Origin of the sequence: Roseovarius sp. 10 (assembly GCF_033100315.1) — a bacterium.
Lineage (GTDB): Bacteria > Pseudomonadota > Alphaproteobacteria > Rhodobacterales > Rhodobacteraceae > M30B80.
The window spans coordinates 309,488-334,947 of record NZ_JAWLVH010000002.1 but is presented as its reverse complement, the minus strand read 5'-3'; the positions used below and the strand labels follow the sequence as shown (position 1 = coordinate 334,947).

At 56.1% G+C, this 25,460-nt stretch carries 28 protein-coding genes; 14 read left to right on the top strand and 14 right to left on the bottom strand.

The features are described 5' to 3' along the window. Positions 1–105: 105 nt before the first annotated feature. A complete protein-coding gene (gloB, locus tag RYZ18_RS08890) occupies positions 106–894 on the bottom strand; it encodes a hydroxyacylglutathione hydrolase (protein ID WP_317656695.1) in 789 nt (262 codons plus the stop codon). Between the two features lie 63 nt (positions 895–957). Between gloB and RYZ18_RS08885 the strand changes: the two genes are divergently transcribed. The 6 genes from RYZ18_RS08885 to RYZ18_RS08860 all read left to right on the top strand — a co-directional run bounded on the left by RYZ18_RS08885 (position 958) and on the right by RYZ18_RS08860 (position 6,904). Continuing rightward, positions 958–1,746 (top strand): methyltransferase domain-containing protein, encoded by a 789-nt coding sequence (locus tag RYZ18_RS08885; protein ID WP_317656295.1) that lies wholly within the window; start codon positions 958–960, stop codon positions 1,744–1,746. Between the two features lie 296 nt (positions 1,747–2,042). After that, positions 2,043–2,603 carry a F0F1 ATP synthase subunit delta gene (locus RYZ18_RS08880; RefSeq protein WP_317656294.1) on the top strand — a complete coding sequence of 187 codons (561 nt, stop codon included), beginning with the start codon at positions 2,043–2,045 and terminating at the stop codon, positions 2,601–2,603. Continuing rightward, positions 2,603–4,141, top strand: coding sequence for a F0F1 ATP synthase subunit alpha (gene atpA, locus RYZ18_RS08875; protein WP_317656293.1), 1,539 nt, complete (start codon positions 2,603–2,605; stop codon positions 4,139–4,141). Before RYZ18_RS08880 ends, atpA begins: the two co-directional genes overlap by 1 nt. 12 nt (positions 4,142–4,153) lie before the next feature. Next, on the top strand, positions 4,154–5,032 hold the full coding sequence (locus RYZ18_RS08870; RefSeq protein ID WP_317656291.1) for a F0F1 ATP synthase subunit gamma: 879 nt from the start codon (positions 4,154–4,156) through the stop codon (positions 5,030–5,032). An 18-nt stretch (positions 5,033–5,050) separates the two neighbouring features. Continuing rightward, positions 5,051–6,475 carry a F0F1 ATP synthase subunit beta gene (gene atpD, locus RYZ18_RS08865; protein ID WP_317656290.1) on the top strand — a complete coding sequence of 475 codons (1,425 nt, stop codon included), beginning with the start codon at positions 5,051–5,053 and terminating at the stop codon, positions 6,473–6,475. A gap of 12 nt (positions 6,476–6,487) precedes the next feature. After that, on the top strand, positions 6,488–6,904 hold the full coding sequence (locus tag RYZ18_RS08860; RefSeq protein WP_317656289.1) for a F0F1 ATP synthase subunit epsilon: 417 nt from the start codon (positions 6,488–6,490) through the stop codon (positions 6,902–6,904). A gap of 106 nt (positions 6,905–7,010) precedes the next feature. Here the strand turns inward: RYZ18_RS08860 and RYZ18_RS08855 are convergent, their stop codons facing one another. After that, positions 7,011–8,039 (bottom strand): ribose-phosphate pyrophosphokinase, encoded by a 1,029-nt coding sequence (locus RYZ18_RS08855; RefSeq protein ID WP_317656288.1) that lies wholly within the window; start codon positions 8,037–8,039, stop codon positions 7,011–7,013. A 104-nt stretch (positions 8,040–8,143) separates the two neighbouring features. Between RYZ18_RS08855 and RYZ18_RS08850 the strand changes: the two genes are divergently transcribed. Beyond that, positions 8,144–8,743, top strand: coding sequence for a 2-hydroxychromene-2-carboxylate isomerase (locus tag RYZ18_RS08850; RefSeq protein WP_317656286.1), 600 nt, complete (start codon positions 8,144–8,146; stop codon positions 8,741–8,743). Here RYZ18_RS08850 and RYZ18_RS08845 read toward each other — a convergent pair. The 6 genes from RYZ18_RS08845 to RYZ18_RS08820 all read right to left on the bottom strand — a co-directional run bounded on the left by RYZ18_RS08845 (position 8,740) and on the right by RYZ18_RS08820 (position 13,740). Then, positions 8,740–9,795, bottom strand: coding sequence for a threonine aldolase family protein (locus tag RYZ18_RS08845; RefSeq protein WP_317656285.1), 1,056 nt, complete (start codon positions 9,793–9,795; stop codon positions 8,740–8,742). The two genes, RYZ18_RS08850 and RYZ18_RS08845, sit on opposite strands and share 4 nt — an antisense overlap. After that, positions 9,792–10,244 carry a YcgN family cysteine cluster protein gene (locus RYZ18_RS08840; protein ID WP_317656283.1) on the bottom strand — a complete coding sequence of 151 codons (453 nt, stop codon included), beginning with the start codon at positions 10,242–10,244 and terminating at the stop codon, positions 9,792–9,794. Before RYZ18_RS08840 ends, RYZ18_RS08845 begins: the two co-directional genes overlap by 4 nt. After that, positions 10,241–11,167 (bottom strand): bifunctional riboflavin kinase/FAD synthetase, encoded by a 927-nt coding sequence (locus RYZ18_RS08835; RefSeq protein WP_317656281.1) that lies wholly within the window; start codon positions 11,165–11,167, stop codon positions 10,241–10,243. Before RYZ18_RS08835 ends, RYZ18_RS08840 begins: the two co-directional genes overlap by 4 nt. A 71-nt stretch (positions 11,168–11,238) precedes the next feature. Then, positions 11,239–11,691: a MaoC family dehydratase gene (locus tag RYZ18_RS08830; protein WP_317656279.1), complete on the bottom strand. Its 453-nt coding sequence runs from the start codon at positions 11,689–11,691 to the stop codon at positions 11,239–11,241. A gap of 124 nt (positions 11,692–11,815) precedes the next feature. Further along, on the bottom strand, positions 11,816–12,706 hold the full coding sequence (locus tag RYZ18_RS08825) for a TIGR01459 family HAD-type hydrolase (RefSeq protein WP_317656277.1): 891 nt from the start codon (positions 12,704–12,706) through the stop codon (positions 11,816–11,818). Positions 12,707–12,816: 110 nt separating this feature from the next. Then, entirely contained in the window at positions 12,817–13,740 is a 924-nt protein-coding gene (locus RYZ18_RS08820) for a manganese-dependent inorganic pyrophosphatase (RefSeq protein ID WP_317656276.1), read from the bottom strand. Positions 13,741–14,012: 272 nt separating this feature from the next. Between RYZ18_RS08820 and groES the strand changes: the two genes are divergently transcribed. Both groES and groL read left to right on the top strand, forming a co-directional pair. Continuing rightward, entirely contained in the window at positions 14,013–14,300 is a 288-nt protein-coding gene (groES, locus tag RYZ18_RS08815) for a co-chaperone GroES (protein ID WP_317656274.1), read from the top strand. A gap of 53 nt (positions 14,301–14,353) precedes the next feature. After that, positions 14,354–15,997: a chaperonin GroEL gene (gene groL, locus RYZ18_RS08810; RefSeq protein WP_317656273.1), complete on the top strand. Its 1,644-nt coding sequence runs from the start codon at positions 14,354–14,356 to the stop codon at positions 15,995–15,997. 91 nt (positions 15,998–16,088) lie between these two features. On the opposite strand, the gene RYZ18_RS08805 is transcribed toward groL, so the two are convergent. After that, the gene (locus tag RYZ18_RS08805; RefSeq protein ID WP_317656272.1) at positions 16,089–16,316 is read right to left on the bottom strand and encodes a DUF1150 family protein; all 228 of its coding nucleotides are present in this window, start codon (positions 16,314–16,316) and stop codon (positions 16,089–16,091) included. Next, complete coding sequence (locus RYZ18_RS08800) at positions 16,313–16,768, bottom strand: Hsp20 family protein (protein WP_317656271.1); 456 nt, start codon at positions 16,766–16,768, stop codon at positions 16,313–16,315. The genes RYZ18_RS08805 and RYZ18_RS08800 overlap by 4 nt, the downstream gene beginning before the upstream one ends. 205 nt (positions 16,769–16,973) lie before the next feature. Between RYZ18_RS08800 and RYZ18_RS08795 the strand changes: the two genes are divergently transcribed. The 4 genes from RYZ18_RS08795 (at position 16,974) to carB (ending at position 22,314) form a co-directional block, all read left to right on the top strand. Further along, the gene (locus RYZ18_RS08795) at positions 16,974–17,192 is read left to right on the top strand and encodes a YdcH family protein (RefSeq protein ID WP_317656269.1); all 219 of its coding nucleotides are present in this window, start codon (positions 16,974–16,976) and stop codon (positions 17,190–17,192) included. A gap of 59 nt (positions 17,193–17,251) precedes the next feature. Beyond that, positions 17,252–17,743, top strand: coding sequence for a 5-(carboxyamino)imidazole ribonucleotide mutase (purE, locus tag RYZ18_RS08790; protein ID WP_317656268.1), 492 nt, complete (start codon positions 17,252–17,254; stop codon positions 17,741–17,743). Further along, on the top strand, positions 17,733–18,809 hold the full coding sequence (locus tag RYZ18_RS08785) for a 5-(carboxyamino)imidazole ribonucleotide synthase (RefSeq protein ID WP_317656267.1): 1,077 nt from the start codon (positions 17,733–17,735) through the stop codon (positions 18,807–18,809). Before purE ends, RYZ18_RS08785 begins: the two co-directional genes overlap by 11 nt. A gap of 175 nt (positions 18,810–18,984) precedes the next feature. Further along, entirely contained in the window at positions 18,985–22,314 is a 3,330-nt protein-coding gene (carB, locus tag RYZ18_RS08780; protein ID WP_317656265.1) for a carbamoyl-phosphate synthase large subunit, read from the top strand. 8 nt (positions 22,315–22,322) lie between these two features. On the opposite strand, the gene RYZ18_RS08775 is transcribed toward carB, so the two are convergent. Beyond that, positions 22,323–22,769: a YHS domain-containing (seleno)protein gene (locus RYZ18_RS08775; RefSeq protein WP_317656264.1), complete on the bottom strand. Its 447-nt coding sequence runs from the start codon at positions 22,767–22,769 to the stop codon at positions 22,323–22,325. 141 nt (positions 22,770–22,910) lie between these two features. On the opposite strand from RYZ18_RS08775, the gene RYZ18_RS08770 reads away from it, so the two are divergent. Further along, positions 22,911–23,501, top strand: coding sequence for a thymidine kinase (locus tag RYZ18_RS08770; protein ID WP_317656263.1), 591 nt, complete (start codon positions 22,911–22,913; stop codon positions 23,499–23,501). Here RYZ18_RS08770 and RYZ18_RS08765 read toward each other — a convergent pair. Genes RYZ18_RS08765 through RYZ18_RS08755 form a run of 3 tightly spaced genes read right to left on the bottom strand, consistent with a single transcriptional unit; the run spans position 23,493 to position 25,180 of the window. Beyond that, complete coding sequence (locus RYZ18_RS08765) at positions 23,493–23,828, bottom strand: tRNA-binding protein (protein WP_340243381.1); 336 nt, start codon at positions 23,826–23,828, stop codon at positions 23,493–23,495. The genes RYZ18_RS08770 and RYZ18_RS08765 overlap by 9 nt on opposite strands. A gap of 5 nt (positions 23,829–23,833) precedes the next feature. Continuing rightward, entirely contained in the window at positions 23,834–24,646 is an 813-nt protein-coding gene (gene proC / locus RYZ18_RS08760; RefSeq protein ID WP_317656261.1) for a pyrroline-5-carboxylate reductase, read from the bottom strand. Between the two features lie 30 nt (positions 24,647–24,676). Beyond that, the gene (locus tag RYZ18_RS08755) at positions 24,677–25,180 is read right to left on the bottom strand and encodes a YbjN domain-containing protein (protein WP_317656260.1); all 504 of its coding nucleotides are present in this window, start codon (positions 25,178–25,180) and stop codon (positions 24,677–24,679) included. Positions 25,181–25,460 lie beyond the last annotated feature (280 nt).

Genomic DNA, 25,460 nt, shown 5'->3' with positions numbered 1-25,460 from the left:
AGTCTAGCCATAGCCTCATGGTATTAAGCTTCGGTTTTATTTTGCCAGTTTCAAGCTAAACTTGAAAAAAAACCTGTGATCGGCGCAAATTTGCGTGAAAATCCATCAGAAGTGATCTTTGCGCTGCCTGATCTCAGCAAAGCATTCTGCGTCACTGGCTTGTGTCATCCCTAAATGTGCTTTGATTTGGGGATCATTGGCGCGCAGGAATGGGTTTGTGTCCAATTCCATGCCAAGGCTGCTTGGCACTGTTGGCAAGCCTTTTGCGCGCGCCTCGTCAATGCGGGTGGCGCGAGCTTGGAGCGCCTTGTTTTCGGGATCAATGGTCAAGGCAAACCGCGCATTTGATTGGGTGTATTCGTGACCCGAACAGACAAGCGTATCACGCGGAAGTGCGGTCAGTTTTGACAGGCTTTGCCACATCTGAGCGGGTGTGCCCTCAAACAGGCGACCACAGCCAAGCGCCATGAGGCTGTCAGCGGTAAAGATTACGCCCGCCTGTGGGAAATGAACGGCGATGTGCCCGACAGTATGGCCAGACACATCATAAACCGTGCCACGCAAGGCCCCGATTTCCATGACATCGCCTTCGTAGAGCGCGTGGTCAAGCGCGGGCAGTCGGTGGGCATCTGCGGCGGCCCCCCAAACGCGAATTGGGCTGTCGGTCGCCGCATGCAGATCGGGCAAGCCGTCCACATGATCCCAATGGTGGTGGGTTAAGAGAACGTCTGTAATCACCCATCCGCGCCGCGCACATTCGGCAACAATGGGCGCGGCTTCTGGCACGTCTACGATCAAGGTTTGACCCGTTTCGCGTAGATGCAACGCAAAGGCATAATTGTCCTTGAGGCAGGGGATTGTCATAATTTCAGTGACGGGCGCGGTGGTGGTCATGGCAATCTCCTCAGCTTCGTGGCACATATGGCCTAAGACAATCGCAGCGGACTGGCTTTTGCAATGCATCTTGATGTCGTTGATTTGCGTCAATTTTACTATCGCACCCGATTGGGGCGAATTGCGCAAAAGGCTGTGCGCGATGCGATGTTGTCACTTTGGCCTAATGCAAGTGGGCAGACTGTGGTGGGCTTTGGCTTTGCTGTTCCACTGTTGCGCCCGTATCTCGATCAATCGCGCCGCGTGATTGGCTTGATGCCGCAAGGGCAGGGGGTGATGCCTTGGCCTGCTGGGATGTCGAATGTTGCGGCCCTGTGCGAAGATGCGCGTTGGCCCTTGTCTGAGGGGATGGCAGACCGCTTGGTCATGCTGCATGGGCTTGAGACAAGCGATGATCCTGCGGCGCTGTTGGATGAAGCCGCCCGCGCGCTTGGCGCAGGGGGGCGGGCTTTGTTCATTGTGCCAAATCGCGGTGGCTTGTGGGCGCGCAGCGATGCCACGCCCTTCGGCTATGGGCGGCCCTACAGCCTCAGCCAGCTTGAGGCACAATTGCGCCACCATGGCTTTGTGCCAGAACGTCACCGTGCCGCACTTTTTGCGCCGCCAAGCCATGCGCGGTTCTGGCTCAGGTCTGCCGATATGATGGAACGCGCGGGGCGCTGGATGAGTTCGCACTATGCAGGCGGTGTGATCATGGTTGAAGCGAGTAAGCAAGTCTTTGCCCCTACAAAACGGGGTCACGCCGCACGCATGCGCAATCCCTTGCGCATCCTTGATGGTGTTCCAAGCCCTGCAACAGGCCGCGTGCGCCGCCAAAAAGGCCCCTCTATTTCGCAGATGCAGAATCGCTAAGGTGGGCCAAAAGAGGCCAACTCGGGACGTTTGCGCCTAAATTAGGGGCAAAATCGTCTCCATGGGCGCGTTTTTTTTTAGCTTCAAAGCGTCGCATCTGCAGAAAGATTTGGTTAACCTCTGAAAAACAAGGATTTTGTCAAAATCATGTTTGCGCCATCGGCGGTTGCAGCAAATTAAACCCTCTGCTAAACGACCGCCAAATCTGAGGAACGGCGGCATCTCCAAGTCGCGAAGAACGAACTGCTCGGGCGTGATCCTCACGCTGCCCGAGCCAAATTGTTGAAAGGGTGGACGTGTCCGAATCGGCTTCGATCTCAACTGGCATCGCCGCGCGCTACGCGACCGCGATGTTCGACCTAGCCACCGAGGCGGCAGCGATTGATGCGCTGGCCAAAGATGTTGACGCGCTCGAAGCCGCATTGGCCGCAAGCGCAGACCTGCGCGATTTGATCTCCTCCCCGATCTACCGCCGTGACGAGTCTCAGGCTGCCGTTGGCGCTGTCGCCAAGGCGATGAAATTGGGTATGGTCGCAACCAACACGCTGCAAGTTATGGCGCAAAAGCGCCGTCTCTTCGTTCTGCCGATGGTGCTGCGCGCCGTGCGCGCCCAAATCGCAGAAAGCCGTGGCGAGATGACCGCAGAGGTCGTATCTGCCAAGGCCCTGACCAAAACCCAAGCGGATAAACTGGCAAAAGCCTTGTCAGCTTCCGTGGGCAAGAAAATTAATTTGAATGCGACCGTTGATGAAAGCCTCATTGGCGGTCTTATCGTAAAGGTTGGCTCGAAGATGATCGATAGCTCGATCCGCTCCAAGCTCAACTCCCTCCAGAACACCATGAAAGAGGTCGGATAATGGCGATCCAAGCTGCAGAGATTTCCGCGATCCTGAAGGAACAGATCAAGAGTTTCGGTCAGGATGCAGAAGTGGCCGAAGTTGGCCGCGTGCTGAGTGTTGGCGATGGGATCGCCCGCGTTCACGGGCTTGATAATGTTCAAGCGGGTGAAATGGTCGAATTCCCAGGTGGAATTATGGGCATGGCCCTCAACCTTGAAGCCGACAACGTAGGTGTCGTGATCTTCGGCTCTGACCGTGACATCAAAGAAGGTGACACTGTTAAGCGCACGAATTCAATCGTGGACGTTCCTGCTGGCCCAGAATTGCTTGGCCGCGTTGTAGACGGCTTGGGCAACCCACTTGATGGCAAAGGCCCGATCAAGTCGAAAGAGCGCCGCGTTGCGGACGTCAAAGCGCCTGGCATTATCCCGCGTAAATCTGTTCATGAGCCTATGGCAACAGGCCTCAAGGCTGTTGACGCGATGATCCCCATCGGCCGTGGTCAGCGCGAATTGATCATTGGCGACCGTCAGACAGGCAAAACTGCCGTGGCTTTGGACGCGATCCTGAACCAGAAAAGCTATAACGAAGCGGCTGGCAAAGACGAAAGCAAGAAGCTTTACTGCATCTATGTTGCGGTTGGCCAGAAGCGTTCGACTGTGGCGCAGTTGGTGAAGAAGCTCGAAGAGACAGGCGCGATTGAATATTCCATCGTTGTGGCCGCGACCGCGTCTGACCCTGCCCCGATGCAGTTCCTTGCGCCATATTCCGCGACCGCTATGGCCGAGTATTTCCGTGACAACGGCAAGCATGCGCTGATCATCTATGATGATCTGTCCAAGCAAGCTGTTGCTTACCGCCAGATGTCCTTGCTGCTTCGCCGTCCCCCAGGACGTGAAGCCTATCCTGGTGACGTTTTCTACCTCCACTCTCGTTTGTTGGAGCGTTCGGCGAAGCTGAACGAAGATCTTGGTGCAGGGTCTTTGACCGCTCTGCCCGTGATTGAAACCCAAGGCGGTGACGTTTCGGCGTTTATTCCGACCAACGTGATCTCGATCACAGACGGCCAGATCTTCCTTGAAACCGACTTGTTCTATCAGGGTATTCGCCCTGCTGTGAACACAGGTCTGTCCGTGTCTCGCGTGGGCTCTTCGGCCCAAACCAATGCGATGAAATCGGTGGCAGGTTCGGTGAAACTGGAACTGGCGCAGTATCGCGAAATGGCGGCCTTCGCGCAGTTCGGGTCTGACCTTGATGCGGCGACACAGCGTTTGCTGAACCGCGGCGCGCGTCTGACCGAGTTGATGAAGCAGGCACAATATGCACCGCTGACCAACGCAGAAATCGTCTGTGTGATCTTCGCGGGTATCTCTGGCTTCCTTGACAAGATCGCCGTGCGCGAAGTTGGCCGCTTTGAGCAGGGTCTGCTTCAGCATCTGCGTGGGAAGCACAAGGATGTTCTCGATTGGATCACCAATGAAGATCCAAAGATCAAAGGTGATGCAGCCGACCGACTGAAGGCAGTCATCGAAGAATTCGCCGCAGATTTCTCGTAAGGGGACGGGTTTATGCCAAGTCTCAAGGATCTGAAAACACGGATCGAGTCGGTCAAATCGACCCGCAAGATCACCAAGGCCATGCAGATGGTGGCTGCTGCAAAACTGCGCCGTGCGCAGGAAGCAGCCGAAGCTGGGCGGCCTTATGCCGAGAAAATGGCAGCGGTGATTGGCGGGCTGGCCGCTTCGGTCGGTGGGTCGGACAGTGCCCCGCGCCTTTTGGCAGGGACGGGTCAAGACCAGACACATCTGCTCGTTGTCATGACAGCCGAGCGCGGTTTGTGTGGGGGCTTTAACTCCTCCATCGCGCGTCTTGCAAAAGCGCGCATTGCCGAGCTGACCGCACAGGGCAAAACTGTGAAGGTTTTGACTGTCGGCAAAAAAGGCCGTGAACAACTGCGCCGCGAATATGCAAACCTTTTGATTGGTCACGTTGACCTCTCGGAAGTGAAGCGCGTGGGTTACGAAAACGCAGCAGCCATCGCAAAGGATGTGATGGCACGCTTTGATGCGGGCGAATTTGATGTCGCCACCATCTTCTACAATCGCTTCCAGTCGGTGATTTCTCAGATCCCAACTGCGCAGCAAATCATCCCTGCTGTTTTTGAAGATGCTGCAGAAGATGTTGGGGCAGAAACGCCCTATGACTATGAACCTTCCGAAGAGGCAATCCTGTCTGATCTGCTGCCCATTGGCGTGACAACGCAGATTTTTACAGCGCTTCTCGAAAATGGGGCCTCGGAGCAAGGGGCGCGTATGTCCGCAATGGATAACGCAACCCGCAACGCAGGCGACATGATCGACAAACTGACGATTGAGTTTAACCGCTCGCGTCAGGCTGTGATCACCAATGAATTGATTGAAATTATCTCGGGCGCGGAAGCGCTCTAAGGAAACCGGAGACACGACATGGCACAAGCAGTCGGCAAAATTACTCAGGTCATCGGCGCTGTCGTTGACGTGCAGTTCGAAGATCACCTGCCGGAGATCCTGAACGCGCTTGAGACCGAGAACAATGGCAAGAAACTGATCCTCGAAGTGGCGCAGCACTTGGGTGAAAACACCGTGCGCACCATCGCGATGGACGCAACCGAGGGTTTGGTGCGCGGCGCGAAAGTGACCGATATGGGCGCGCCAATCACCATTCCAGTGGGCAACGCCACATTGGGCCGCATCATGAACGTTGTGGGCGAGCCCATTGACGAAAAAGGCCCTGTGAAAGCGGATGAAACCCGCGCCATTCACCAGCCTGCGCCTGAGTTCGCGGAACAGTCCACCGAGTCTGAAATCCTCGTCACAGGTATCAAGGTGATCGACCTTCTCGCGCCTTACGCGAAGGGTGGTAAAATTGGTCTGTTCGGTGGTGCGGGCGTGGGTAAAACCGTTCTCATCATGGAATTGATCAACAACATCGCAAAAGTGCACTCGGGCTTCTCGGTGTTCGCGGGCGTGGGTGAACGCACCCGTGAAGGCAATGACCTTTACCACGAGATGATCGAATCTGGCGTTATCAAGCCAGACGCGTTGAGCGAAAGCCAAGTGGCCTTGGTCTACGGCCAGATGAACGAACCTCCAGGGGCGCGCGCGCGTGTGGCTTTGACGGGTCTGACCTTGGCGGAACAGTTCCGTGACCAGTCGGGCACAGACGTTCTGTTCTTCGTGGACAACATCTTCCGCTTCACGCAGGCGGGTTCTGAGGTGTCGGCGCTTTTGGGCCGTATTCCTTCTGCGGTGGGCTACCAGCCAACACTTGCGACCGACATGGGCGCGCTGCAGGAGCGGATTACATCGACCAAAGCTGGTTCGATTACTTCGGTTCAGGCGATCTACGTTCCTGCGGACGACTTGACCGACCCTGCACCTGCAACCTCGTTTGCGCACCTTGACGCAACCACGGTTCTCAGCCGTGCGATTTCGGAATTGGGCATCTACCCTGCGGTTGACCCGCTCGACTCGACCTCGCGCCTGCTTGACCCTGCTGTCATTGGTGAGGAGCATTACAACGTGGCTCGTGACGTTCAGGGTATCCTTCAGCGTTACAAATCGCTGCAGGACATCATCGCCATCCTCGGCATGGACGAATTGAGTGAAGAAGATAAGCTGACAGTGTCTCGCGCACGTAAGATCCAGCGTTTCTTGTCGCAGCCATTTGACGTGGCGAAGGTCTTCACTGGCTCTGATGGTATTCAGGTTCCATTGGAAGACACGATTGCCTCCTTTAAGGCGGTTGTTGCAGGCGAATATGACCACCTGCCAGAAGCCGCGTTCTACATGGTGGGCGGTATCGAAGACGTGAAAGCCAAGGCCGAGCGTCTGGCAGCAGAAGCAGCCTGATAGGAGGGCCGAATGGCCGAAGCGTTCAAATTTGACCTCGTCTCTCCCGAGCGCCGCTTGGCCTCGTTAGATGCAACCGAGGTGCAAATCCCTGGTGCAGGGGGTGATATGACGGCGATGGCAAACCACGCGCCTACGATCACCACGCTGCGTCCGGGTTTGCTGCAGGTCATCCATGCGGGCGGTCAGGACGATTACATCGTTCTGGGTGGCTTTGCCGAGATCAGCGCCGATAAGGTCACTGTTCTTGCAGAGCGTGCATTGCCCCGCGCGGAAGTGACTAAAGAACTCTATGCCGAAATGGTGGAAGAGTATCGCAAGGCACATGAGACTGCGAAAGAGACATTCAAAAACGAGCCTGGCCCCGTGGATGACGCGGCCAAGCTTCTGTCTGACATGGTGGCATTGGGCGATCACATCAACCTGTGATTCCCTGTCCCCTTGAGGACGCAATTTAGAAAAGGCGCGCCTATAAAAAAGGCGCGCCTTTTTTCATGGGCGCGCTGTTGAGTGTGTTATGCCAGAATGTGGCCGCTTAGCGGCCCCACATTCCGTTGGGATACAGCCCTTCATAGATCGGCACGAGGGTTTCCGTCTCAAACAGGGATGAGACGCTTGTGCCATTCCAAATGTTCAAAATCGCCTGCGCAAACATGGGCGCCGTTGGAACGATGCGAATATTGGGGCAGTTTTTGACAGCTTCGGTTGGCTCGATCGTGTCGGTCAAGACCAACGATTTCATAACCGATTTGGTCACGCGCTCTACCGCAGGGCCAGACATCACGCCGTGGGTGATATAGGCATGCACTTCGGTCGCACCATGTTCAAGCAACACTTCGGCCGCTTTGCACAATGTGCCAGCGGTGTCGCACATATCATCCACGATCAAGCATCGCTTGCCTTCGACATTCCCGATCACGGTCATTTCAGCAACCTCACCTGGCTTTTCGCGGCGCTTGTCCACGATTGCCAAAGGCGCGCCAATACGCGTGGCAAGTTCGCGCGCACGCGCCACGCCACCAACATCAGGCGAGATCACCATGACATCATCCACCTTGCCCTCAAATTGATGCAAGATATCCAGCGCGAAAATCGGGCTCGCATAAAGGTTGTCCACGGGGATATCGAAAAAGCCTTGGATCTGTGCGGCGTGTAAATCCATGGTCAATACGCGCTCAACGCCGCCTTCGGCAATCAGGTTCGCTACAAGTTTCGCAGAGATTGGCGTGCGCGCCTTGGTGCGGCGGTCTTGGCGGGCATATCCAAAATAGGGGATCACCGCCGTGATACGTGCAGCAGATGAGCGGCGCAGCGCGTCAGCGATAATCAACAGCTCCATCAAGTTGTCATTGGCAGGCTTCGATGTGGGTTGGACGATGAACATATCCTCGCCGCGCACGTTCTCGTAAACTTCTACGAAAATTTCTTGGTCGTTGAAGCGTTCCACGCGGGCATCCACAAGACCGACTTTCATGCCGCGATGCATCGACATCCGTTTTGCAATCGTCTTGGCCAATTCGCGATTGGCGTTACCAGAAATCAGTTTTGGGTCTGAGGCGCTCATCTTTTCGCAAAGTCCTTGATCTGTGCAGGGCGCGCCCCATTTGGCGCGTTGACACCCCCTAGCACTCAGGCCAACGTGACGCAAAGCCAAAAAGGATCCGCGAAATGTCGCATATTGATTATTATTTCTCGACCATCTCTCCCTACACCTATCTCGCGGGAAAGCGACTTGAGGAGATTGCCGCCGCACATGGGGCGACAATTCGGTATCGACCTTTGGATATTATCGCCCTTTTTGCGCGCACGGGCGGCACACCACCCGCCGAACGCCACCCCGCACGGCAGGCCTATCGCCTTCAAGAGCTGCAGCGCCAGTCTAAAAAGACGGGGCTTGCCCTTACGCTGAAGCCTGCATTTTTCCCAACCAATTCTGCGCCTTCATCTTATGCCATTATTGCCGCCCAAAACGAAGGTGGCGGGGATTTGGCCGAACTGGTTCACGGGGTAACGCGCGCGGTGTGGCGCGAGGAAAAGAACATTGCAGAGGATGATGTGATCCGCGCTGCTCTGACGGCGACAGGCTTTGACCCCAACTTGGCAGATCGCGGGCTGTTATCAGGGGCCGAAGAATATGCTGCCAATCTCGAAACCGCGGTTGAGGCAGGTGTTTTTGGCGCGCCCTTCTATGTGGTGGATGGGGCCACGCATTTCTGGGGGCAAGACCGCCTAGACGATCTTGCGCTCCATTTAGAGGGTAAGCTTTAGCCCGCCTTAAAGCAGTCCAATAGAGCCTGAACCTTGCTCTGTGAGCATGACCAATCGGTGACGAGGCGGCAGAGGATCAACTCATCCTCTGGCCCCTCAAGCGTGGCGTTGAAGGGAAAGAGGTAATATTGCGCCCCCGCCGCAAAAGCGCGTTTATGGGCTGCACGGGGCAGATGCGCAAACAGCATATTGCCCGCAGGTTCATGCGCGATATGCACCCCCTCGATCTGCGCCAAACCTGCGCGCAATTCTGCCATGCGCGCATTGGCGGATTGCGCCAATCGCAGCCAGAGATCATCACGCGTATAGGCCTCCATCTGTGCCGAGAGAAAGCGGTGCTTTGACCATAGATGTGCGCCACGCTTGCGGCGCAATTCAAATTCCCACGCCTTTTTCGGGTCGAACAGGATCACGGCCTCAACACCCATGCAGCCGTTCTTTGTGCCGCCAAAACTGACTGCATCCACACCCGCTTTCCATGTCATATCGGCAGGGCGGCAGCCAAGGGCCGCGCAGGCATTGGCAAAACGCGCGCCATCAAGATGAACGGGCAGGTCATAGGATTTTGCAACATCACTGAGCGCCTTGATCTCGCTTAGGCTATAGGCGGTGCCAACTTCGGTGATATTGGTTAGGCTCACAGGGCCGCGCTGCATGCCATGCACACCTTTGTCGCCCGTATGTGCAATGGTCTGCGCCAAGCCATCAGGGGTCATCTTGCCCCCTTCGCCTTCGACCAAGGCCAGTTTCGCGCCATTGGCATAGAACTCAGGTGCGCCGCATTCATCTTCTTCGATATGGGCGATGCGATGGCAGAAGATCGACTGCCACGGCTGCACCATCACCGACAAGGCCAAAGCATTGGCGGCTGTGCCCGTGCTGACGAGATAAACCGCCGCCTCTGGGGCATCGAACAGGTCGCGGATGGATTGGCGCACGCGTGCCATGGCGTCATCTGCGCCATAGGGCATAGCATAGCCCTCATTGGCCGCTGTAATGGCCGCAATCACATCTGGATGGGCGGGGCCTGTATTGTCGGAGGCAAAGTTCATAATCCTGGCTCCTCGATAATGTAATCTTCCCAGTCTTCTTCTGGAATGTCGAATTCGGCAACCGTGATCCCGCGCGCGGAAATCCCCGCTTGGTGCACAGTTTCAGGATCCCTTGACACCAAAGGGTGCCACCAATACAAATCCTTGCCCTCATGCAGCAATCTATAGGCGCAGGTTTCAGGCATGAAATAGGCGACATCCTTCATGCCCTCAGGGGTCAATTGGATACACTCGGGCACAAGTGTCTTTCTAATCTCATATTGTCCGCATCGGCAGGTTGCATCATCAAACAGGCGACATGCAACCCGTGTCAGGGCCACCTCACCCGTATCGGCATCTTCTAGCTTGTTGAGACAACATTTCCCGCACCCATCACAGAGGCTTTCCCATTCTTGTGCCGTCATATCGGCCAAGGATTTGCGTTTCCAAAAGGGGGCTTTCTTGGTCATAACGCAGCAAGGATCTCGCGCGCCATCTGGCTGTCGCGATCCATTTGGGCGATCAAGGCCTCAAGGCTGTCGAATTTCTCCTCACCACGCAGAAACTCGACCAGACCGACAGACATATCCATGCCGTAAATATCGCCCGAAAAATCAAAGATGAAGGTTTCGAGATTTGGCTCTTGCCCATTGAACATGGGCCGCACGCCAAGACTGGCCACGCCGTGATACTGGCCCGCATATGGCCCGCTGCGCAATTCAACCAAAACTGCGTAAACGCCAAGTTTGGGAACGTGCAGGCCATCCAATGACATATTGGCGGTCGGGTAGCCCAATGTGCGCCCCCGTTTCTCGCCATGGATCACGGGGCCTTCGATGCGGTGCCAGTGGCCAAGCATGTCGCGGGCTTGGCGCGGATCACCCGAGCTGAGCGCGTCTCGGATAGCGGTGGATGACACGGCCACACCGCCCGAATTCAGCAGATCGACCACGGTCACATCAAACCCATAACGCGCCCCGAAGGCGCGCAGCATATCGGTTGTGCCTTTGCGGCCTTTGCCAAAACAGAAATCCGCACCCACGACCAGATGCTTCAGACCCAGCCCCTCAACCACCACTTCGCGGATGAAATCTTCTGCATCAAGTGCGGAAAGGGTGCGATTGAAGGGCAGCTCATAGAGGATCTCCACCCCCATTTTCTCAAGGCGATTGGCGCGGGCTTCGGCATTCATCAGCCGAAATGGCGGGGCGTCAGGGTTAAAGAATTCGCGCGGATGCGGCTCGAAGGTCAAAACCCCTAAAGGGGCCTCATGACCGCGGGCAAGGTCGATGCAATGCGCGTGACCCAGATGCACACCATCAAAATTCCCAATGGCCACAGAGGCGCCACGGTTTTCGGGTCGGACAAATTGATGGTCACGAACGATACGCATACTGCCCGAATATCCAAGCCCGCGATCTAGGGCAAGCATCGGGTCGGTAAAAATCCTGCGCCGCTGCGAGGTTAATCGAATTTCCGTGACGGGGCGAGGACGACTGCTTCGCCTTTGAGGACAGGTTTGCCATCAATCAGGCAGCGCGTCTCAAGGGTCACACGGCGCTTCGCGTGGTCAATCGCGGTCACTTCCACCTCGGCCCGCACTTGATCACCAGGGCGCACGGGTGCCATGAATTTCAGCGTTTGACCTAAGTAAACAGTGCCATGCCCTGGCAGTTGTTCGCCGATAACGGCTGAAATCAGCCCTGCGGTTAGCATCCCATGGGCGATGCGCCCCTCAAAAATCGTGTCACGGGCGTAATCATCGTCAAGATGAACGGGGTTTCGGTCGGTTGAGACCTCTGCGAAAAGCTCAATATCGCGGTCGCTGACAGTTTTGGTCAAATGCCGCGTCATCCCCAATTCGATATCTTCGATGCAGATCGTCCCACGGGGGAGGTTATGACTCGTGTCCAACATTCCAGTCTCCAAGAGAAATGCCCTTCGCTTGGAACTGACCATAGCAAATTTCTGCAATGCAGCAACAATTAAATTAACTCAGGCGCGCAAATGTTGTAATTTTGTTGCGCGACAATTTGCCCGATTAGCGTAAGAACCCAATGCTAAATGTTGGATTTTGACCGCTATCTTTCAGATATTGAGCAAGTTTTTCTGGATTTGGCTGATCGGTTGTCGCTGTTTCTTCGCGGGCCAAACCGCCTGTGATAAACAGGGTATCAATGCCTTCGCCAATCCCGCCCTGCACATCGGTAAAGATGCCATCTCCAACGGCCAAGATTCGCTCGTCACTGATATCATGGCCATTTTGCACCAAGCGCCGCCGTGCCAGATCATAGATGGGGGGGTGGGGCTTCCCGAAATAAAGGCTCTCGCCGCCCATCTCGGTGTAAAGTTTCGCCACTGCGCCAGCGCAATATTCGCGGCTTTCTCCACGGTCCACCACGATGTCAGGGTTTGCGCAGAGAAGCTTGAGCCCGCGTGTTTTCGCCAAAAGCAATTGCGGGCGCAGCACATCAGGTTCGGCATGGGGATCAAACGGGCCTGTGCAAACAATCCCTTCGGCGTCGGCCACATCGACCTTGGTCAGGGTTACAGGGTTTTCAATCAGTTTCATCGGTGCGAAAAATGTGTCATCGCGCGGCTCGCCAATGAAATAGACCTTCTCGCCAACTGCCCCCGTTAGCATCGCCGCCCGTGCGCTGTCGCCAGAGGTTGCGATCATGTCCCATGCATCGCGGGGAACCCCCATTGCATCCAACTGTTTGGCAATCTCGACATGGGCACGTGGGGCATTGGTGACCAAAACCACAACACCCCCTTTGGTGCGAAAGGCCTGCAGCGCCGCAATCGCGTCAGGAAAAGGGGCGATGCCATTATGCACGCAGCCCCAAAGGTCGCAAAAAAGCGCGTCATAGCGGTCGGAAATCTCGGAGAGGTGAGAGATGATCGCGGGGGCGTCTGCGCTATGGCTCATGGGGCGTGCTTTCTCTTTGAGGCTCTTCGCGCCTCTCTTACCGCGCCCTGCGATGGGATAAAAGGAAAAGGGCGGCCCTCAGGCCGCCCTTTCATCAAACTTTCATCTGATCAAAGCGCGAGGTTCGGGATGATCTGCTTTTTGCGGCTCACAATCCCTGGCAGCACGACCTGATCGGCATCGCCCACAACAGTGGAAAAACTTTTCTCGGCCACTTGGCGCACCAGATCGTTTGGCACCAAAAGCGTGGCTTCTTCGCGCAAAATATCGATGACAAACAACAAAACCTGATCGGCGCCGTCCTCTTTGGCGACTGTGATCATGCTGTCCATCAGGCTTGCTTTGCGAGACAAAACCGTTGCGGGCGCAGTTGTTTCCAGAACGGAAACACGGAAGGTCTTGCCCCCCACCTCATAGGTTTTGCTGTCCATGCGCAGCAATTCTGCATCAGAAAAGCGCGAGACATCAGATTTCGCCGCAAACATTTCAGCAGCATAATCGGGGATAGACACGCCCAGATCAGCAGCGAGGCCTTCGGCCACGGCGCGATCATGATCGGTTGTGGTCGGGGAGCGGAATTCCAACGTATCAGACAGGATGCAGGACAAGGCAGCACCTTTCGCCCAATTTGGCATTTTCGCCGCATCATCACCCATCAGGTCAATCATCAAGGTCGCTGTGCAGGCCAAGGGGCGGATGGTGATATCAATCGGCCCTTTCGTCTCAAGCCCGCCCACCAGTTTATGGTGGTCAATGATGGCCTGAACATCGGCAGCGTTGATTGAGGCAGGCAGTTCTGCAGGGTTGTTGGTGTCGACCACAACGCACGCCTGACCTTCTGCAACATCGTCAATAAGACGCGGTTTTGGCAAATCCCATTTCTGCAAAACAAAGGCGGCTTCGGTGTTTGGCTCACCCAAAAGAACGGCTTCAGCCTCTACGCCTTTCACCTCATTAAGATACCATGCCCACAAAATCGGGGAGCCAGTGGAATCTGTGTCTGGCGATTTGTGGCCAAAGACCAAGGTGCTCATGTCATTATCCATCTATTTATGTGAAAACTCGCGCGCCTTATAGGGCAGGGCTTTGGCCATGTCACGGGGGGCAAAGGCGGGAATTTGTCGCGGCTTAGGCTTTAATTTCCATAATTTCGGCAGGGTTCTCGCGCGCAGAAACTTTTTTCGAAATTTTCCGCCTGCGGCCCGTTGACACCTCCGCATCCCCTGCCTATCTGCCTTTCGTTAGCACTCGCATAGACTGAGTGCTAATACAGTGAAACATACGAACCTTAAGGAGTGTTCGACAGATGGCATTGAAACCACTGCATGACCGCGTGCTGGTTCGCCGCGTAGAGAGCGACGAAAAGACCAAAGGCGGTCTGATCATCCCCGATAGCGCAAAAGAGAAACCCGCAGAGGGCGAAATCGTCTCCGTTGGCGAAGGCGCACGCAAGGACTCGGGCGAGCTGATCGCAATGAGCGTCAAAGCTGGCGACCGCGTCTTGTTCGGCAAATGGTCTGGCACCGAAGTCACGGTTGATGGCGAAGAACTGCTGATCATGAAGGAATCGGACATTCTCGGCATCATCGCCTGAGACCGTTCCTGATCGAATTTTTAACCTGATTTCATCCAAGGAGGAGCCCTGAAATGGCTGCCAAGGAAGTCAAATTCAATACCGATGCCCGCGACCGTATGCTCAAAGGCGTCAACATCCTTGCCAATGCGGTAAAGGTGACTCTCGGCCCAAAAGGCCGCAATGTGGTTCTTGAAAAATCCTTCGGTGCACCACGCATCACCAAAGATGGTGTTTCCGTGGCGAAGGAAATCGAACTGGAAGATAAGTTCGAAAACATGGGCGCGCAGATGGTCAAAGAAGTGGCATCGCGCACCAATGACGAAGCGGGTGACGGCACCACCACTGCAACTGTTCTGGCCCAAGCCATTGTGCGCGAAGGCATGAAGTCGGTTGCGGCGGGCATGAACCCAATGGATCTGAAGCGCGGCATCGACAGCGCAGTGACGAAAGTCATCGACAGCATCAAAGCATCTGCACGCCCTGTTGCAGATTCCGATGAGGTTGCGCAGGTCGGCACGATCTCGGCAAATGGCGAGGCGCAAATCGGCCGCATGATCGCGGACGCGATGCAGAAAGTCGGCAATGACGGCGTGATCACTGTTGAAGAGAACAAAGGCCTTGAGACCGATGTTGAGGTCGTAGAGGGCATGCAGTTCGACCGCGGTTACCTTTCGCCTTACTTCGTCACCAACCCTGACAAAATGGTTGCAGAGTTGGACGACTGCTTGATCCTGTTGCATGAGAAGAAATTGTCTTCCTTGCAGCCAATGGTTCCACTGCTCGAGTCTGTGATCCAGTCTCAGAAGCCTCTTCTGATCATCGCTGAAGATGTAGAAGGCGAAGCCTTGGCGACCCTCGTGGTCAACAAGCTGCGTGGCGGTCTGAAAATCGCTGCGGTGAAAGCACCTGGTTTTGGCGATCGCCGCAAAGCGATGCTTCAGGATATCGCCATTTTGACCGGTGGTCAGGTGATCTCCGAAGATCTCGGCATGAAGCTGGAAAGCGTTACGCTTGATATGCTCGGCTCCGCGAAGAAGGTGATGATCAAGAAAGACGACACCACCATCGTTGACGGCGCAGGCGATAAGGCCGAAATCGAAGCACGCGTTTCGCAGATCCGTCAGCAGATCGAAGAAACCTCTTCCGATTACGACAAAGAAAAACTGCAAGAGCGCGTTGCCAAATTGGCAGGTGGTGTTGCGGTTATCAAAGTCGGCGGCATGAGCGAAGTCGAAGTGAAAGAGCGCAAAGACCGCGTGGATGACGCGTTGAACGCAACCCGCGCTGCCGTTCAAGAAGGTATCGTTGTGGGCGGCGGTGTTGCCCTCGTTCAAGGTGCAAAAGCCCTGGACGGCCTGTCTGGTGAAAACGCGGATCAAGACGCAGGTATCGCCATCGTGCGCCGTGCGCTTGAAGCGCCACTGCGCCAGATTGCGGAAAACGCAGGCGTTGACGGTGCGGTTGTTGCGGGCAAAATCCGCGAATCCAAAGACGTCAAGTTTGGCTTCAACGCTCAGACCGAAGAATATGGCGACATGTTCAAATTCGGTGTGATCGACCCTGCGAAAGTGGTGCGCACTGCGCTTGAGGATGCAGCTTCTGTTGCAGGCCTCTTGATCACCACCGAAGCAATGGTGGCCGACAAGCCAAAGAAAGAGGACGCACCTGCAATGCCTGACATGGGCGGCATGGGCGGCATGGGCGGCATGATGTAATCATGCCCCCAAGGCCCTGTGGCTTTGGACAAAAGAAAGGCCCGCGTCATGCGGGCCTTTTTTCATTTGGGCTAAATGAAACCGTTGCGTGTTAATGGACGCTTACAGGTGTCAGATCATTTTGGCGCGCCACAACGAAGGCCAAGGCGCGATCTTTGACGAGGGCCAATTGCGTGCCTTCCTCGGTTCCAATTGCGTAAAGTTGTTCGCGCGCACCCGCTTGGGCGCGGATCTCCGAAGGGAGGCTCGCCACATCAACGGGGCGGATATAAACGATAGGCCGCTCGGACTTGCTCTTTGGGTGTTCGGGATTGGTCATGATCTTCCCCCTTTCGTTTGCAGCGATTTTGAGGCTGCACCAGAATTTGAAATCTCAATCTTGCGCACAACGCTATCGGGCTGCAGGCGATGCAGGTCGATATGCAACAGCCCATGCTCCATCGTGGCGCCTGTCACCTCGACCCCATCGGCCAAGACAAAGCTGCGCTGAAATTGCCGCGCCGCAATCCCACGATGTAAAAAGATGCGCTCCGCATCCTCATCTGATTGGCGGCCACGGATCACCAATTGGCGATCTTCTTCTGTGATTGAGAGATCTGTTTCGGCAAAGCCTGCCACCGCTAAAGTGATGCGATAAGCCGTGTCGCCGCGTTGTTCGATATTATAGGGGGGGTAACCATCATTCCCAGATTTCACAGTGCGTTCGACCAAACGTTCGAGTTGATCAAAGCCCAACAGAAACGGGTGCGTCCCTAGGGTTAGTTTCGTCATAAGGCACATCCTTTGATAAGCGATCTGTGCAAGCGCCAGCCCCGTAATTCGGCAACTGGATCTGAGGTAAATATGGGGCCTGCCCAGTCCCCCTGCAAGCCCTGTTTGCATCTGGCGCACGCAGGCGCGCCATTTCCTTTGCGTGGCGTGCAATGTCACAGTATGGTGCGGCACCACCCCAGATTCAGAAAGACATAAGCGCCCCATGAACGCCCCGACCGAAATGAGCCACGAAGACGTGCTGCGCATCCGCTTGGAGGTGCTTAAGCGCGAGCATCGGGATTTGGACGAGGCGATTGCCGCCCTTGAGACACGGCCAAGCCCTGATCAATTGACGCTGCGTCGTCTGAAAAAGCAGAAGTTGTCCCTCAAAGATGCGATCACCCGCATTGAGGATGAACTCACCCCTGACATCATTGCATAGCGGTTTGATCTCGCTATAGTGCGCCCCTCTCACAAGGCTTATTGCAAAGGATCCTCCCCATGGCGGATATCGAAATTGGCATCATCATGGGCAGCCAGTCTGATTGGCCCACCATGCGCGAAGCCGCCGAAATGCTTGACGCGTTGGGCGTTCCTTACGAAACCAAAATCGTTTCTGCGCATCGCACACCTGATCGGCTGTGGGACTATGGTAAAACCGCCGCAAGCCGTGGCTTGAAGGTGATTATCGCAGGCGCAGGTGGGGCCGCGCATTTGCCGGGTATGATGGCGTCAAAGACGCGGGTGCCCGTCATCGGCGTGCCCGTGCAAACCAAGGCCTTGTCTGGGGTTGATTCGCTTTATTCGATTTTGCAAATGCCGCGCGGATTTCCTGTCGCGACCATGGCGATTGGCGCTGCGGGGGCGGCCAATGCCGGGCTGATGGCGGCGGCCATTTTGGCCGTGCATGACGCAGATCTTGCCGCGCGTCTGGATCAATGGCGCGCCGATCTCTCCGCTTCGATCCCCGAGGAACCTCAAGATGACGCATGAGGTTCTGCCCAATGGCAGCGTGATTGGTATTTTGGGGGGCGGTCAATTGGGGCGTATGCTTGCTATGGCCGCAGCACGCCTTGGATATAAAGTTCGGATTTTCGAACCAGGCGCACAGCCCCCTGCGGGTGATGTGGCAATATCCGTGACGCAAGCGGGATATGATGATCATGAGGCGCTCAAGGCCTTTGCGCTGTCTTGCGATGTGTTGACCTTTGAATTTGAAAATATCCCAAGCGCGGCCTTGGCCCTGCTCGAAGATACGCGCCCGCTCTTTCCTGCACGCACGGCGCTTGAAGTGTCTCAGGATCGCTTGGTGGAGAAGGATTTTCTCAACAGTCTTGGTCTGAAAACCGCGCCATATTGTGCGATTGATGCGGCCGAGGGCGTGGCGCAGGCGCTTGAAAAAACGGGCTGTCCCGCGATCCTCAAGACCCGCCGTTTTGGGTATGACGGCAAGGGGCAAGCGCGGGTTATGGCCGCGTCCGAGGCGGATGCCGCTTATGCTAGTCTCAATGGGGCGCCTGCAATTTCCGAGGGCTTTGTAAAGTTTAGCCGAGAGGTTTCGGTGATCATTGCGCGCGGGCGCGATGGCCGTGTCTCGGCCTATGATCCAGGTGAAAACATCCACCGCGATGGCATTCTTGCAACCACCACTATCCCTGCTGACTTGCCTGCCATGCTGCGCGCTGATGCAGTTTTGCTGGCCTCAAAAATTGTCACGGCTTTGGATTATGTGGGTGTCATGGGGGTCGAGCTGTTCGTCACGCCTGAGGGCTTGGTCGTCAATGAGATTGCACCACGGGTGCATAACTCTGGCCATTGGACGCAAGCAGGCTGCGCAGTCGATCAGTTCGAGCAGCATATCCGGGCCATCACTGGCTGGCCTTTAGGGGATGGCAGCCGTCACGCGAATGTTGTGATGGAGAATCTCATCGGTGATGATGTGGCGCGCGCGGCTGAAATGGCCGAGACAAAAGGCGTTCAAATCCACCTATATGGTAAGGCTGAAACCCGTGCAGGCCGTAAGATGGGCCATGTTAATCGAGTGACAGGCCCAGCGTGATCCTGCCTCTTGGGAAGGGTGTAGGAAATTTTGCCGCGCTTCTGCCCTTGCGCCGCGCTCTCGCTTGACTATAACGCCATCAATTTGCACCGCTCTCGAAGCGCGCCTTTGCGTGCGCGGTCGCACCCTGATGTTTCGCCGTTTGTAGGCCCGCAGCCAATACCGAGGTTATCCGATGCCCAAAAGAACCGATATCCGCTCCATCATGATCATCGGCGCGGGGCCAATCGTCATTGGGCAAGCCTGCGAATTTGACTATTCGGGCGCACAAGCCTGTAAGGCCCTACGCGAAGAAGGATATCGCGTTATTCTGGTCAATTCTAACCCCGCGACCATTATGACCGATCCAGAATTGGCCGATGCCACCTATATCGAGCCAATCACCCCCGATGTTGTAGCAAAGATCATCGAAAAAGAGCGCCCCGATGCGCTGTTGCCCACCATGGGCGGCCAGACGGGTCTGAACACCGCTCTCTCACTTGAAGAAGCGGGTGTGTTGGAGAAATTCGGGGTCGAGATGATTGGGGCAAAGCGCCCTGCGATTGAAATGGCCGAAGACCGCAAGCTGTTCCGCGAGGCGATGGAACGTATTGGCCTTGAAAACCCGCGCGCCACGATCGTTGCGGCGCCGAAAAAAGAGAACGGCAAATTCGACATCGCCGCAGGTCTGCGCGATGCGATGGAGGCCTTGGAAGACATCGGTCTGCCCGCCATCATTCGCCCCGCCTTTACCTTGGGCGGCACAGGCGGCGGTGTGGCGTATAACCGCGAAGAATATGAGTATTACTGCCGTTCTGGGCTTGAGGCCTCGCCCGTGGCGCAGATTTTGGTCGATGAATCGCTGCTTGGTTGGAAAGAATACGAGATGGAGGTCGTCCGCGACAAAGCGGATAACGCGATCATCGTCTGTTCCATCGAAAACGTAGATCCGATGGGTGTGCATACGGGCGACAGTATCACAGTCGCGCCCGCGTTGACCCTGACCGATAAAGAATACCAGATCATGCGCAACGGCTCGATTGCTGTATTGCGCGAAATTGGCGTTGAGACGGGCGGCTCCAACGTGCAGTGGGCGATTAACCCTGCCGATGGGCGGATGGTGGTGATCGAGATGAACCCGCGCGTGTCGCGTTCATCGGCGCTTGCCTCTAAGGCCACGGGGTTCCCGATTGCGAAAATCGCGGCGAAATTGGCCGTAGGTTACACATTGGATGAGTTGGACAATGACATCACCCGTGTCACCCCGGCCAGCTTTGAGCCAAGCATCGATTATGTTGTCACCAAGATTCCACGCTTTGCTTTTGAGAAATTCCCCGGCTCTAAGCCTGAATTGACCACGGCGATGAAATCCGTTGGCGAGGCAATGGCCATTGGCCGCAGCTTCCACGAAAGTTTGCAAAAAGCCTTGGCCAGTCTTGAGACGGGTCTGTCTGGCTTTGACGAGATCGAGATTGCCGGCGCGCCTGATAAGGCCGCCATCACGAAGGCGCTCAGCCTGCAGACGCCTGATCGTCTGCGTGTGATCGCCCAAGCCATGCGCCATGGTCTGACCAATGATGAGATCGGTCATGTCACCAAATTTGATCCATGGTTCTTGGCCCGCATTCGCGAGATCGTGGATGTCGAGGAAGATATTCGCACCAATGGCCTGCCGCGCGAGGCGGATGCCTTGCGCAAGATCAAGATGATGGGCTTCACCGATGCGCGTTTGGCGACACTGACGGGCCGCAGCGAGGCCTCTGTGCGGGCTGATCGCACCAGTGCAGGGATTGTTGCCGCATTTAAGCGGATCGACACCTGCGCGGCCGAGTTTGAGGCGCAGACCCCCTATATGTATTCCACCTATGAGGCCCCTGCGATGGGCGATGTGGAATGCGAGGCGCGTCCCTCGGATGCAAAAAAAGTTATGATTTTGGGCGGCGGGCCAAACCGCATTGGGCAGGGGATCGAATTTGATTATTGCTGCTGCCACGCGTGTTTTGCGCTGACCGCGCAAGGCTATGAAACCATCATGATCAACTGCAACCCAGAGACGGTTTCAACAGATTACGATACATCCGACCGCCTGTATTTCGAGCCTCTCACCTACGAGCATGTGATGGAAATTCTGCGCGTGGAGCAGGACGCAGGCACATTGCATGGGGTTATCGTGCAATTTGGCGGTCAGACCCCGCTGAAATTGGCCAACGCGCTGCATGAGGCAGGTATCCCAATCCTTGGCACATCGCCCGATGCGATTGATTTGGCGGAGGATCGCGAGCGGTTCCAGCAGCTTGTTCAAAAGCTCGAGCTTAAGCAGCCCGAAAATGCGATTGCCCATTCTGACGAGGAAGCAAAAGCCGCGGCTGAGGCCTTGGGGTATCCTTTGGTGATCCGCCCCTCTTACGTTCTGGGGGGGCGCGCAATGGAGATCGTGCGCGATACGGCACAGCTTAACCGCTATATCGCAGAGGCTGTGGTGGTGTCTGGCGACAGCCCTGTGCTTCTTGACAGCTATCTTGATGGCGCGACCGAGGTTGATGTGGATGCGCTGTGCGATGGTGACGCGGTTCATGTCGCGGGCATTATGCAGCATATTGAGGAGGCGGGCGTGCATTCGGGCGACAGTGCCTGTTCTTTGCCGCCTCATACGCTTAGCGATGCGATTATCGCAGAGATCACCCGCCAGACCGAGGCACTGGCGCGCGCGCTCAATGTGGTTGGTTTGATGAATGTTCAATTCGCGGTCAAAGGCGATGATATCTATTTGATTGAGGTCAATCCACGCGCTTCGCGCACTGTGCCCTTTGTGGCCAAGGCCACGGATAGCGCAATTGCCTCTATCGCAGCGCGCTTGATGGCGGGAGAGAAACTTTCGGTTTTCCCCAAGGCCGCGCCTCATCAACCTGTGGATGATAACGCGTCTATCCCGATGGGCGATCCGATGAGCCTGTCAGATTTCCGCACGCCGTGGTTCTCGGTCAAGGAAGCGGTGCTGCCCTTTGCCCGTTTCCCTGGCGTGGATACGCTGCTTGGGCCAGAAATGCGGTCAACGGGCGAGGTTATGGGGTGGGATCGCAGCTTTGCGCGTGCCTTCCTCAAGGCGCAGCTTGGCGCGGGAACTGTTTTGCCAACGGCAGGCACAGTGTTCTTGTCGATCAAAGATGCGGATAAATCGCCGCTCTTGGTGGAGACTGCGCAAACCTTGACCGATTTGGGCCTCAAGATTTTGGCCACCTCAGGCACGGCGAAATTCTTGGCCGATCACGGGATTTCATCTGATGTGGTCAACAAGGCCTATGAAGGTGGGCGCACGATTGTCGATATGATGAAGGACGGGATGGTTGATCTGGTCTTGAACACGACCGAAGGCGCGCAAGCGGTGGAAGACAGCCGCTCGATGCGCACAGTCGCGCTCTATGACAAGATTCCCTATTACACCACGCTTGCAGGCAGCCATGCGGCAGCCTTGGCCATGAAAGCCGCACGTGAGGGTGAATTGGCGGTGCGTTCGCTGCAGGGGTAAAGCCCTAGTTACAGCCCCGCGCGGAGGTTTGGCCAATTGGCGTCTGCGCGGGCAATATGCCCCGCAACATCCTGTTCCCAACGGCGTTGAATGCGCCGGTTGGCGTTGAGGTATAATTTTCCGTCAACAATGCGCCATGCATCAGGGTCAATCGGGGCCGTGTAACCTTGCGACACGGCCCAAGCGCAATAGCCCCCATATTGCGGGGCAAAGGCTTCGGGGCTGTTCAAGAATTGCGCGCGGTTGGCTGCTGATGCAAAATGCCATATGGCGTTGTCCCAGTGCGCGGCGAAGTCTGCCGCACCTTTGGTGGCGGCGCCATTGGTGAAATAGGCCACAGGATCATATCCCCGCAAAGCCACGCCATCACGTTGGAAGACGGCCTGAGCAAGCAGAGGCTGTGTGACGAGCGGCAGTGCTAAGCCTGACTTTATGACTGCGCGGCGGGTGATCATAGTGGGTGCTCCTGTTGCCAAAACTTGGCTTGGGTATAGCCTGTTTTTAGATCACGGGTTTTGAACTTCGCGTGAGAGGGCGCGCTTGCAAGGCGGGCGCATCTATTGGCATATGGCGACAAAGGAACAACAGGGCGCGCCATGGCCAAGCTATATTTCAATTTTTCGACTATGAATGCGGGCAAGTCGACCCTGCTTTTGCAAGCGGCCCATAATTATAGCGAACGCGGCCAGACCCCATTTCTGCTGACGGCGCATCACGATACGCGCGCAGGCCAAGGCCTTATTGCAAGCCGCATTGGGCTGTCGAAAGAGGCCGTAACCTTTGCCCCTGATACGGACTTGTTCGCGCTTATCGAGACGGCGCACAGAGCGCAGCCGATTGATTGCGTCTTTCTGGATGAAGCGCAGTTCCTCACAAAGGCACAGGTCTGGGAATTGGCGCGCGTGGCTGATGATTTGGGGCTGCCCGTGATGACCTACGGCCTTCGGGTCGATTTCCGTGGTGAATTATTCGAAGGCTCCGCCGCGCTTTTGGCCTTGGCGGATGATTTGCGTGAGATCAGAACGATTTGCCATTGCGGGCGCAAAGCCACGATGGTGGTGCGAAAATCTCCTGATGGCAGCGTTGCCAAATCGGGGGAGCAGGTGCAAATCGGCGGCAATGAAACCTATGTCAGCTTGTGCCGCCGTCACTGGCGCGAAGCGGTCGGCGATAGCCCGTCAGCATAGTCGCGCGCCAAGGGGCGCATCCTTGTCGGGCACGGCCAAAACCACATCCCCGCCCGCATCATGAAATCCAAGCACAAGCGCCTCGGACATGAAGGGGCCGATCTGGCGGGGTGGGAAATTCACCACCCCCATAACAAGCTTGCCCACCAATGCCTCGGGCGCATAATGCGCGGTGATTTGGGCCGAGCTTTTTTTGACCCCAATCTCTGGCCCATAATCCACCCATAACTTGATTGCAGGTTTGCGGGCCTCGGGAAAGGGCTCGGCGCGGGTGACGCGCCCCACGCGAATGTCGACCTTCAGGAATGTTTCAAAATCGGTTTCCATCAGGCTTATCCTTTCAGCGCGCGGGATCGCGCCGCCGCAGCCTTGACTGTTTCGCGGATGAGGGGGGCGAGGCCGCTTGTCTCATCCATCAAAACCTCTAGCCCCGCCTGCGTGGTGCCATTGGGCGATGTCACGTTGATGCGCAATTGTTCTGGGCTTTCGCTGGCCTCTCGGGCCAAGGCCCCTGCGCCCGCGACTGTGGCCTTTGCCAATTCCATCGCCATCGCGTCAGGCAGGCCTTCGGCGCGCGCGGCAGCAGCGAGACAGTCAATCATATAGAATACATAAGCAGGGCCAGAGCCCGAGACGCCTGTCACAGCGTCAATCTGATCTTCCGTTTCAAGACGCACCACCTGACCGACCGCAGATAACAGGGTTTCGCCAAGCGCAAGATCGGCTTGGCTGCATTGCCCGTTGCCAATAAGCGCGGTGATCCCTCGCCCGATTGCGGCGGGGGTGTTGGGCATAGCGCGGATAATTTTGGTGGATGCGCCAAATTCGGCTTCAAATCTGGCGATTGGTGTGCCTGCCGCCACAGAGATCACCAATGTCTCACGGCCCATATGCGCCGCAAGATTGGGTAAAGCTTCGCCCATCATCTGCGGTTTTACCGCGATAATGGCCACAGCGGCATTTGCGGGCAGGGGCGTGTTGAGATTTACCCCCGCAGCCTTGAGCCAATCAGAGGGGTGCGGGTCAATTACGGTCACGCAGGCAGGTGGTATTCCTCGTGCAAGCCACCCTGCCAACATTGCAGAGCCCATTTTCCCACAGCCGAAAATCACCATGCCGCGCGCGGCAATATCGTCATACGTCATCACTCATCCCCTGTTGCGGTTTGCAACAGGTTAGGCGCGACCGAACCCTTCGGCAATGGCCACTTGGATTGCTTCGCTCGGTGATTGGCTGCCCCAACAGGCCAATTGGAAGGCGGGGTAATAGCGCTCGCTTGCCAAAATCGCGGTTTCAACCATGCAGGCAATCTGCTCAGGGCTTGCCAGTTGATCCCCTGCGAGAACCAAGCCGTAGCGATAGACCATCATCTTTTGCTCGGCCCAGAAACTGAACGCACCCGCCCAGCATTTGTCATTGGCAAGGTTCAATGTCTCGTAAAGCTTGCCCATAGATTCGGCGGGTGGATCCATGTCGAAGGTGCAGATCATCCGCAGCGTTTCGTCATAGCTCGACCATGCCAGCGTCACCGAATAGGTGCGCCACTGCCCCTCGAGGGCCATTGCGATTTGATCATCGGCAACACGGTCGAAATCCCATTCATGCCGTGTGGCAAGGGTTTCAACGATATCGATGGGATGGAGGTCTTCGACATCCATATACTGCTCGGAAAGTGACATTGCCCTAGGCCTCATTCTTGGCAGCCTGTTGCGGGCGTTGGGTTCAATCCCAATTTGCCCACTAAGGCTGGGTGTCTCCACTAAGGGTCGGCTGATTTGCGCGGCCCCATACCAAATATGGTGCGGTTACTTTCTTCACCTGTAAAGCAATATTTTGATGACGCACCCAGAAATTGCGGTTTTCCTAATCCTGTCCACAAGAAATTGGGGGCTGTGCATAAAGATAGGGCGGGTTTGGTCTGGCCAAACCCGCCCTTGTTCAACTGCGCTGTGACCGCGC

Excerpts from the sequence above, each read along its gene's own strand:
- gloB (WP_317656695.1), bottom strand. The coding sequence starts at position 894 with ATGACCACCACCGCGCCCGTCACTGAAATTATGACAATCCCCTGCCTC.
- RYZ18_RS08885 (WP_317656295.1), top strand. The coding sequence starts at position 958 with ATGCATCTTGATGTCGTTGATTTGCGTCAATTTTACTATCGCACCCGA.
- atpA (WP_317656293.1), top strand. The coding sequence starts at position 2,603 with ATGGCGATCCAAGCTGCAGAGATTTCCGCGATCCTGAAGGAACAGATC.
- RYZ18_RS08870 (WP_317656291.1), top strand. The coding sequence starts at position 4,154 with ATGCCAAGTCTCAAGGATCTGAAAACACGGATCGAGTCGGTCAAATCG.
- atpD (WP_317656290.1), top strand. The coding sequence starts at position 5,051 with ATGGCACAAGCAGTCGGCAAAATTACTCAGGTCATCGGCGCTGTCGTT.
- RYZ18_RS08860 (WP_317656289.1), top strand. The coding sequence starts at position 6,488 with ATGGCCGAAGCGTTCAAATTTGACCTCGTCTCTCCCGAGCGCCGCTTG.
- RYZ18_RS08855 (WP_317656288.1), bottom strand. The coding sequence starts at position 8,039 with ATGAGCGCCTCAGACCCAAAACTGATTTCTGGTAACGCCAATCGCGAA.
- RYZ18_RS08850 (WP_317656286.1), top strand. The coding sequence starts at position 8,144 with ATGTCGCATATTGATTATTATTTCTCGACCATCTCTCCCTACACCTAT.
- RYZ18_RS08845 (WP_317656285.1), bottom strand. The coding sequence starts at position 9,795 with ATGAACTTTGCCTCCGACAATACAGGCCCCGCCCATCCAGATGTGATT.
- RYZ18_RS08840 (WP_317656283.1), bottom strand. The coding sequence starts at position 10,244 with ATGACCAAGAAAGCCCCCTTTTGGAAACGCAAATCCTTGGCCGATATG.
- RYZ18_RS08835 (WP_317656281.1), bottom strand. The coding sequence starts at position 11,167 with ATGCGTATCGTTCGTGACCATCAATTTGTCCGACCCGAAAACCGTGGC.
- RYZ18_RS08830 (WP_317656279.1), bottom strand. The coding sequence starts at position 11,691 with ATGTTGGACACGAGTCATAACCTCCCCCGTGGGACGATCTGCATCGAA.
- RYZ18_RS08825 (WP_317656277.1), bottom strand. The coding sequence starts at position 12,706 with ATGAGCCATAGCGCAGACGCCCCCGCGATCATCTCTCACCTCTCCGAG.
- RYZ18_RS08820 (WP_317656276.1), bottom strand. The coding sequence starts at position 13,740 with ATGAGCACCTTGGTCTTTGGCCACAAATCGCCAGACACAGATTCCACT.
- groES (WP_317656274.1), top strand. The coding sequence starts at position 14,013 with ATGGCATTGAAACCACTGCATGACCGCGTGCTGGTTCGCCGCGTAGAG.
- groL (WP_317656273.1), top strand. The coding sequence starts at position 14,354 with ATGGCTGCCAAGGAAGTCAAATTCAATACCGATGCCCGCGACCGTATG.
- RYZ18_RS08805 (WP_317656272.1), bottom strand. The coding sequence starts at position 16,316 with ATGACCAATCCCGAACACCCAAAGAGCAAGTCCGAGCGGCCTATCGTT.
- RYZ18_RS08800 (WP_317656271.1), bottom strand. The coding sequence starts at position 16,768 with ATGACGAAACTAACCCTAGGGACGCACCCGTTTCTGTTGGGCTTTGAT.
- RYZ18_RS08795 (WP_317656269.1), top strand. The coding sequence starts at position 16,974 with ATGAACGCCCCGACCGAAATGAGCCACGAAGACGTGCTGCGCATCCGC.
- purE (WP_317656268.1), top strand. The coding sequence starts at position 17,252 with ATGGCGGATATCGAAATTGGCATCATCATGGGCAGCCAGTCTGATTGG.
- RYZ18_RS08785 (WP_317656267.1), top strand. The coding sequence starts at position 17,733 with ATGACGCATGAGGTTCTGCCCAATGGCAGCGTGATTGGTATTTTGGGG.
- carB (WP_317656265.1), top strand. The coding sequence starts at position 18,985 with ATGCCCAAAAGAACCGATATCCGCTCCATCATGATCATCGGCGCGGGG.
- RYZ18_RS08775 (WP_317656264.1), bottom strand. The coding sequence starts at position 22,769 with ATGATCACCCGCCGCGCAGTCATAAAGTCAGGCTTAGCACTGCCGCTC.
- RYZ18_RS08770 (WP_317656263.1), top strand. The coding sequence starts at position 22,911 with ATGGCCAAGCTATATTTCAATTTTTCGACTATGAATGCGGGCAAGTCG.
- RYZ18_RS08765 (WP_340243381.1), bottom strand. The coding sequence starts at position 23,828 with ATGGAAACCGATTTTGAAACATTCCTGAAGGTCGACATTCGCGTGGGG.
- proC (WP_317656261.1), bottom strand. The coding sequence starts at position 24,646 with ATGACGTATGACGATATTGCCGCGCGCGGCATGGTGATTTTCGGCTGT.
- RYZ18_RS08755 (WP_317656260.1), bottom strand. The coding sequence starts at position 25,180 with ATGTCACTTTCCGAGCAGTATATGGATGTCGAAGACCTCCATCCCATC.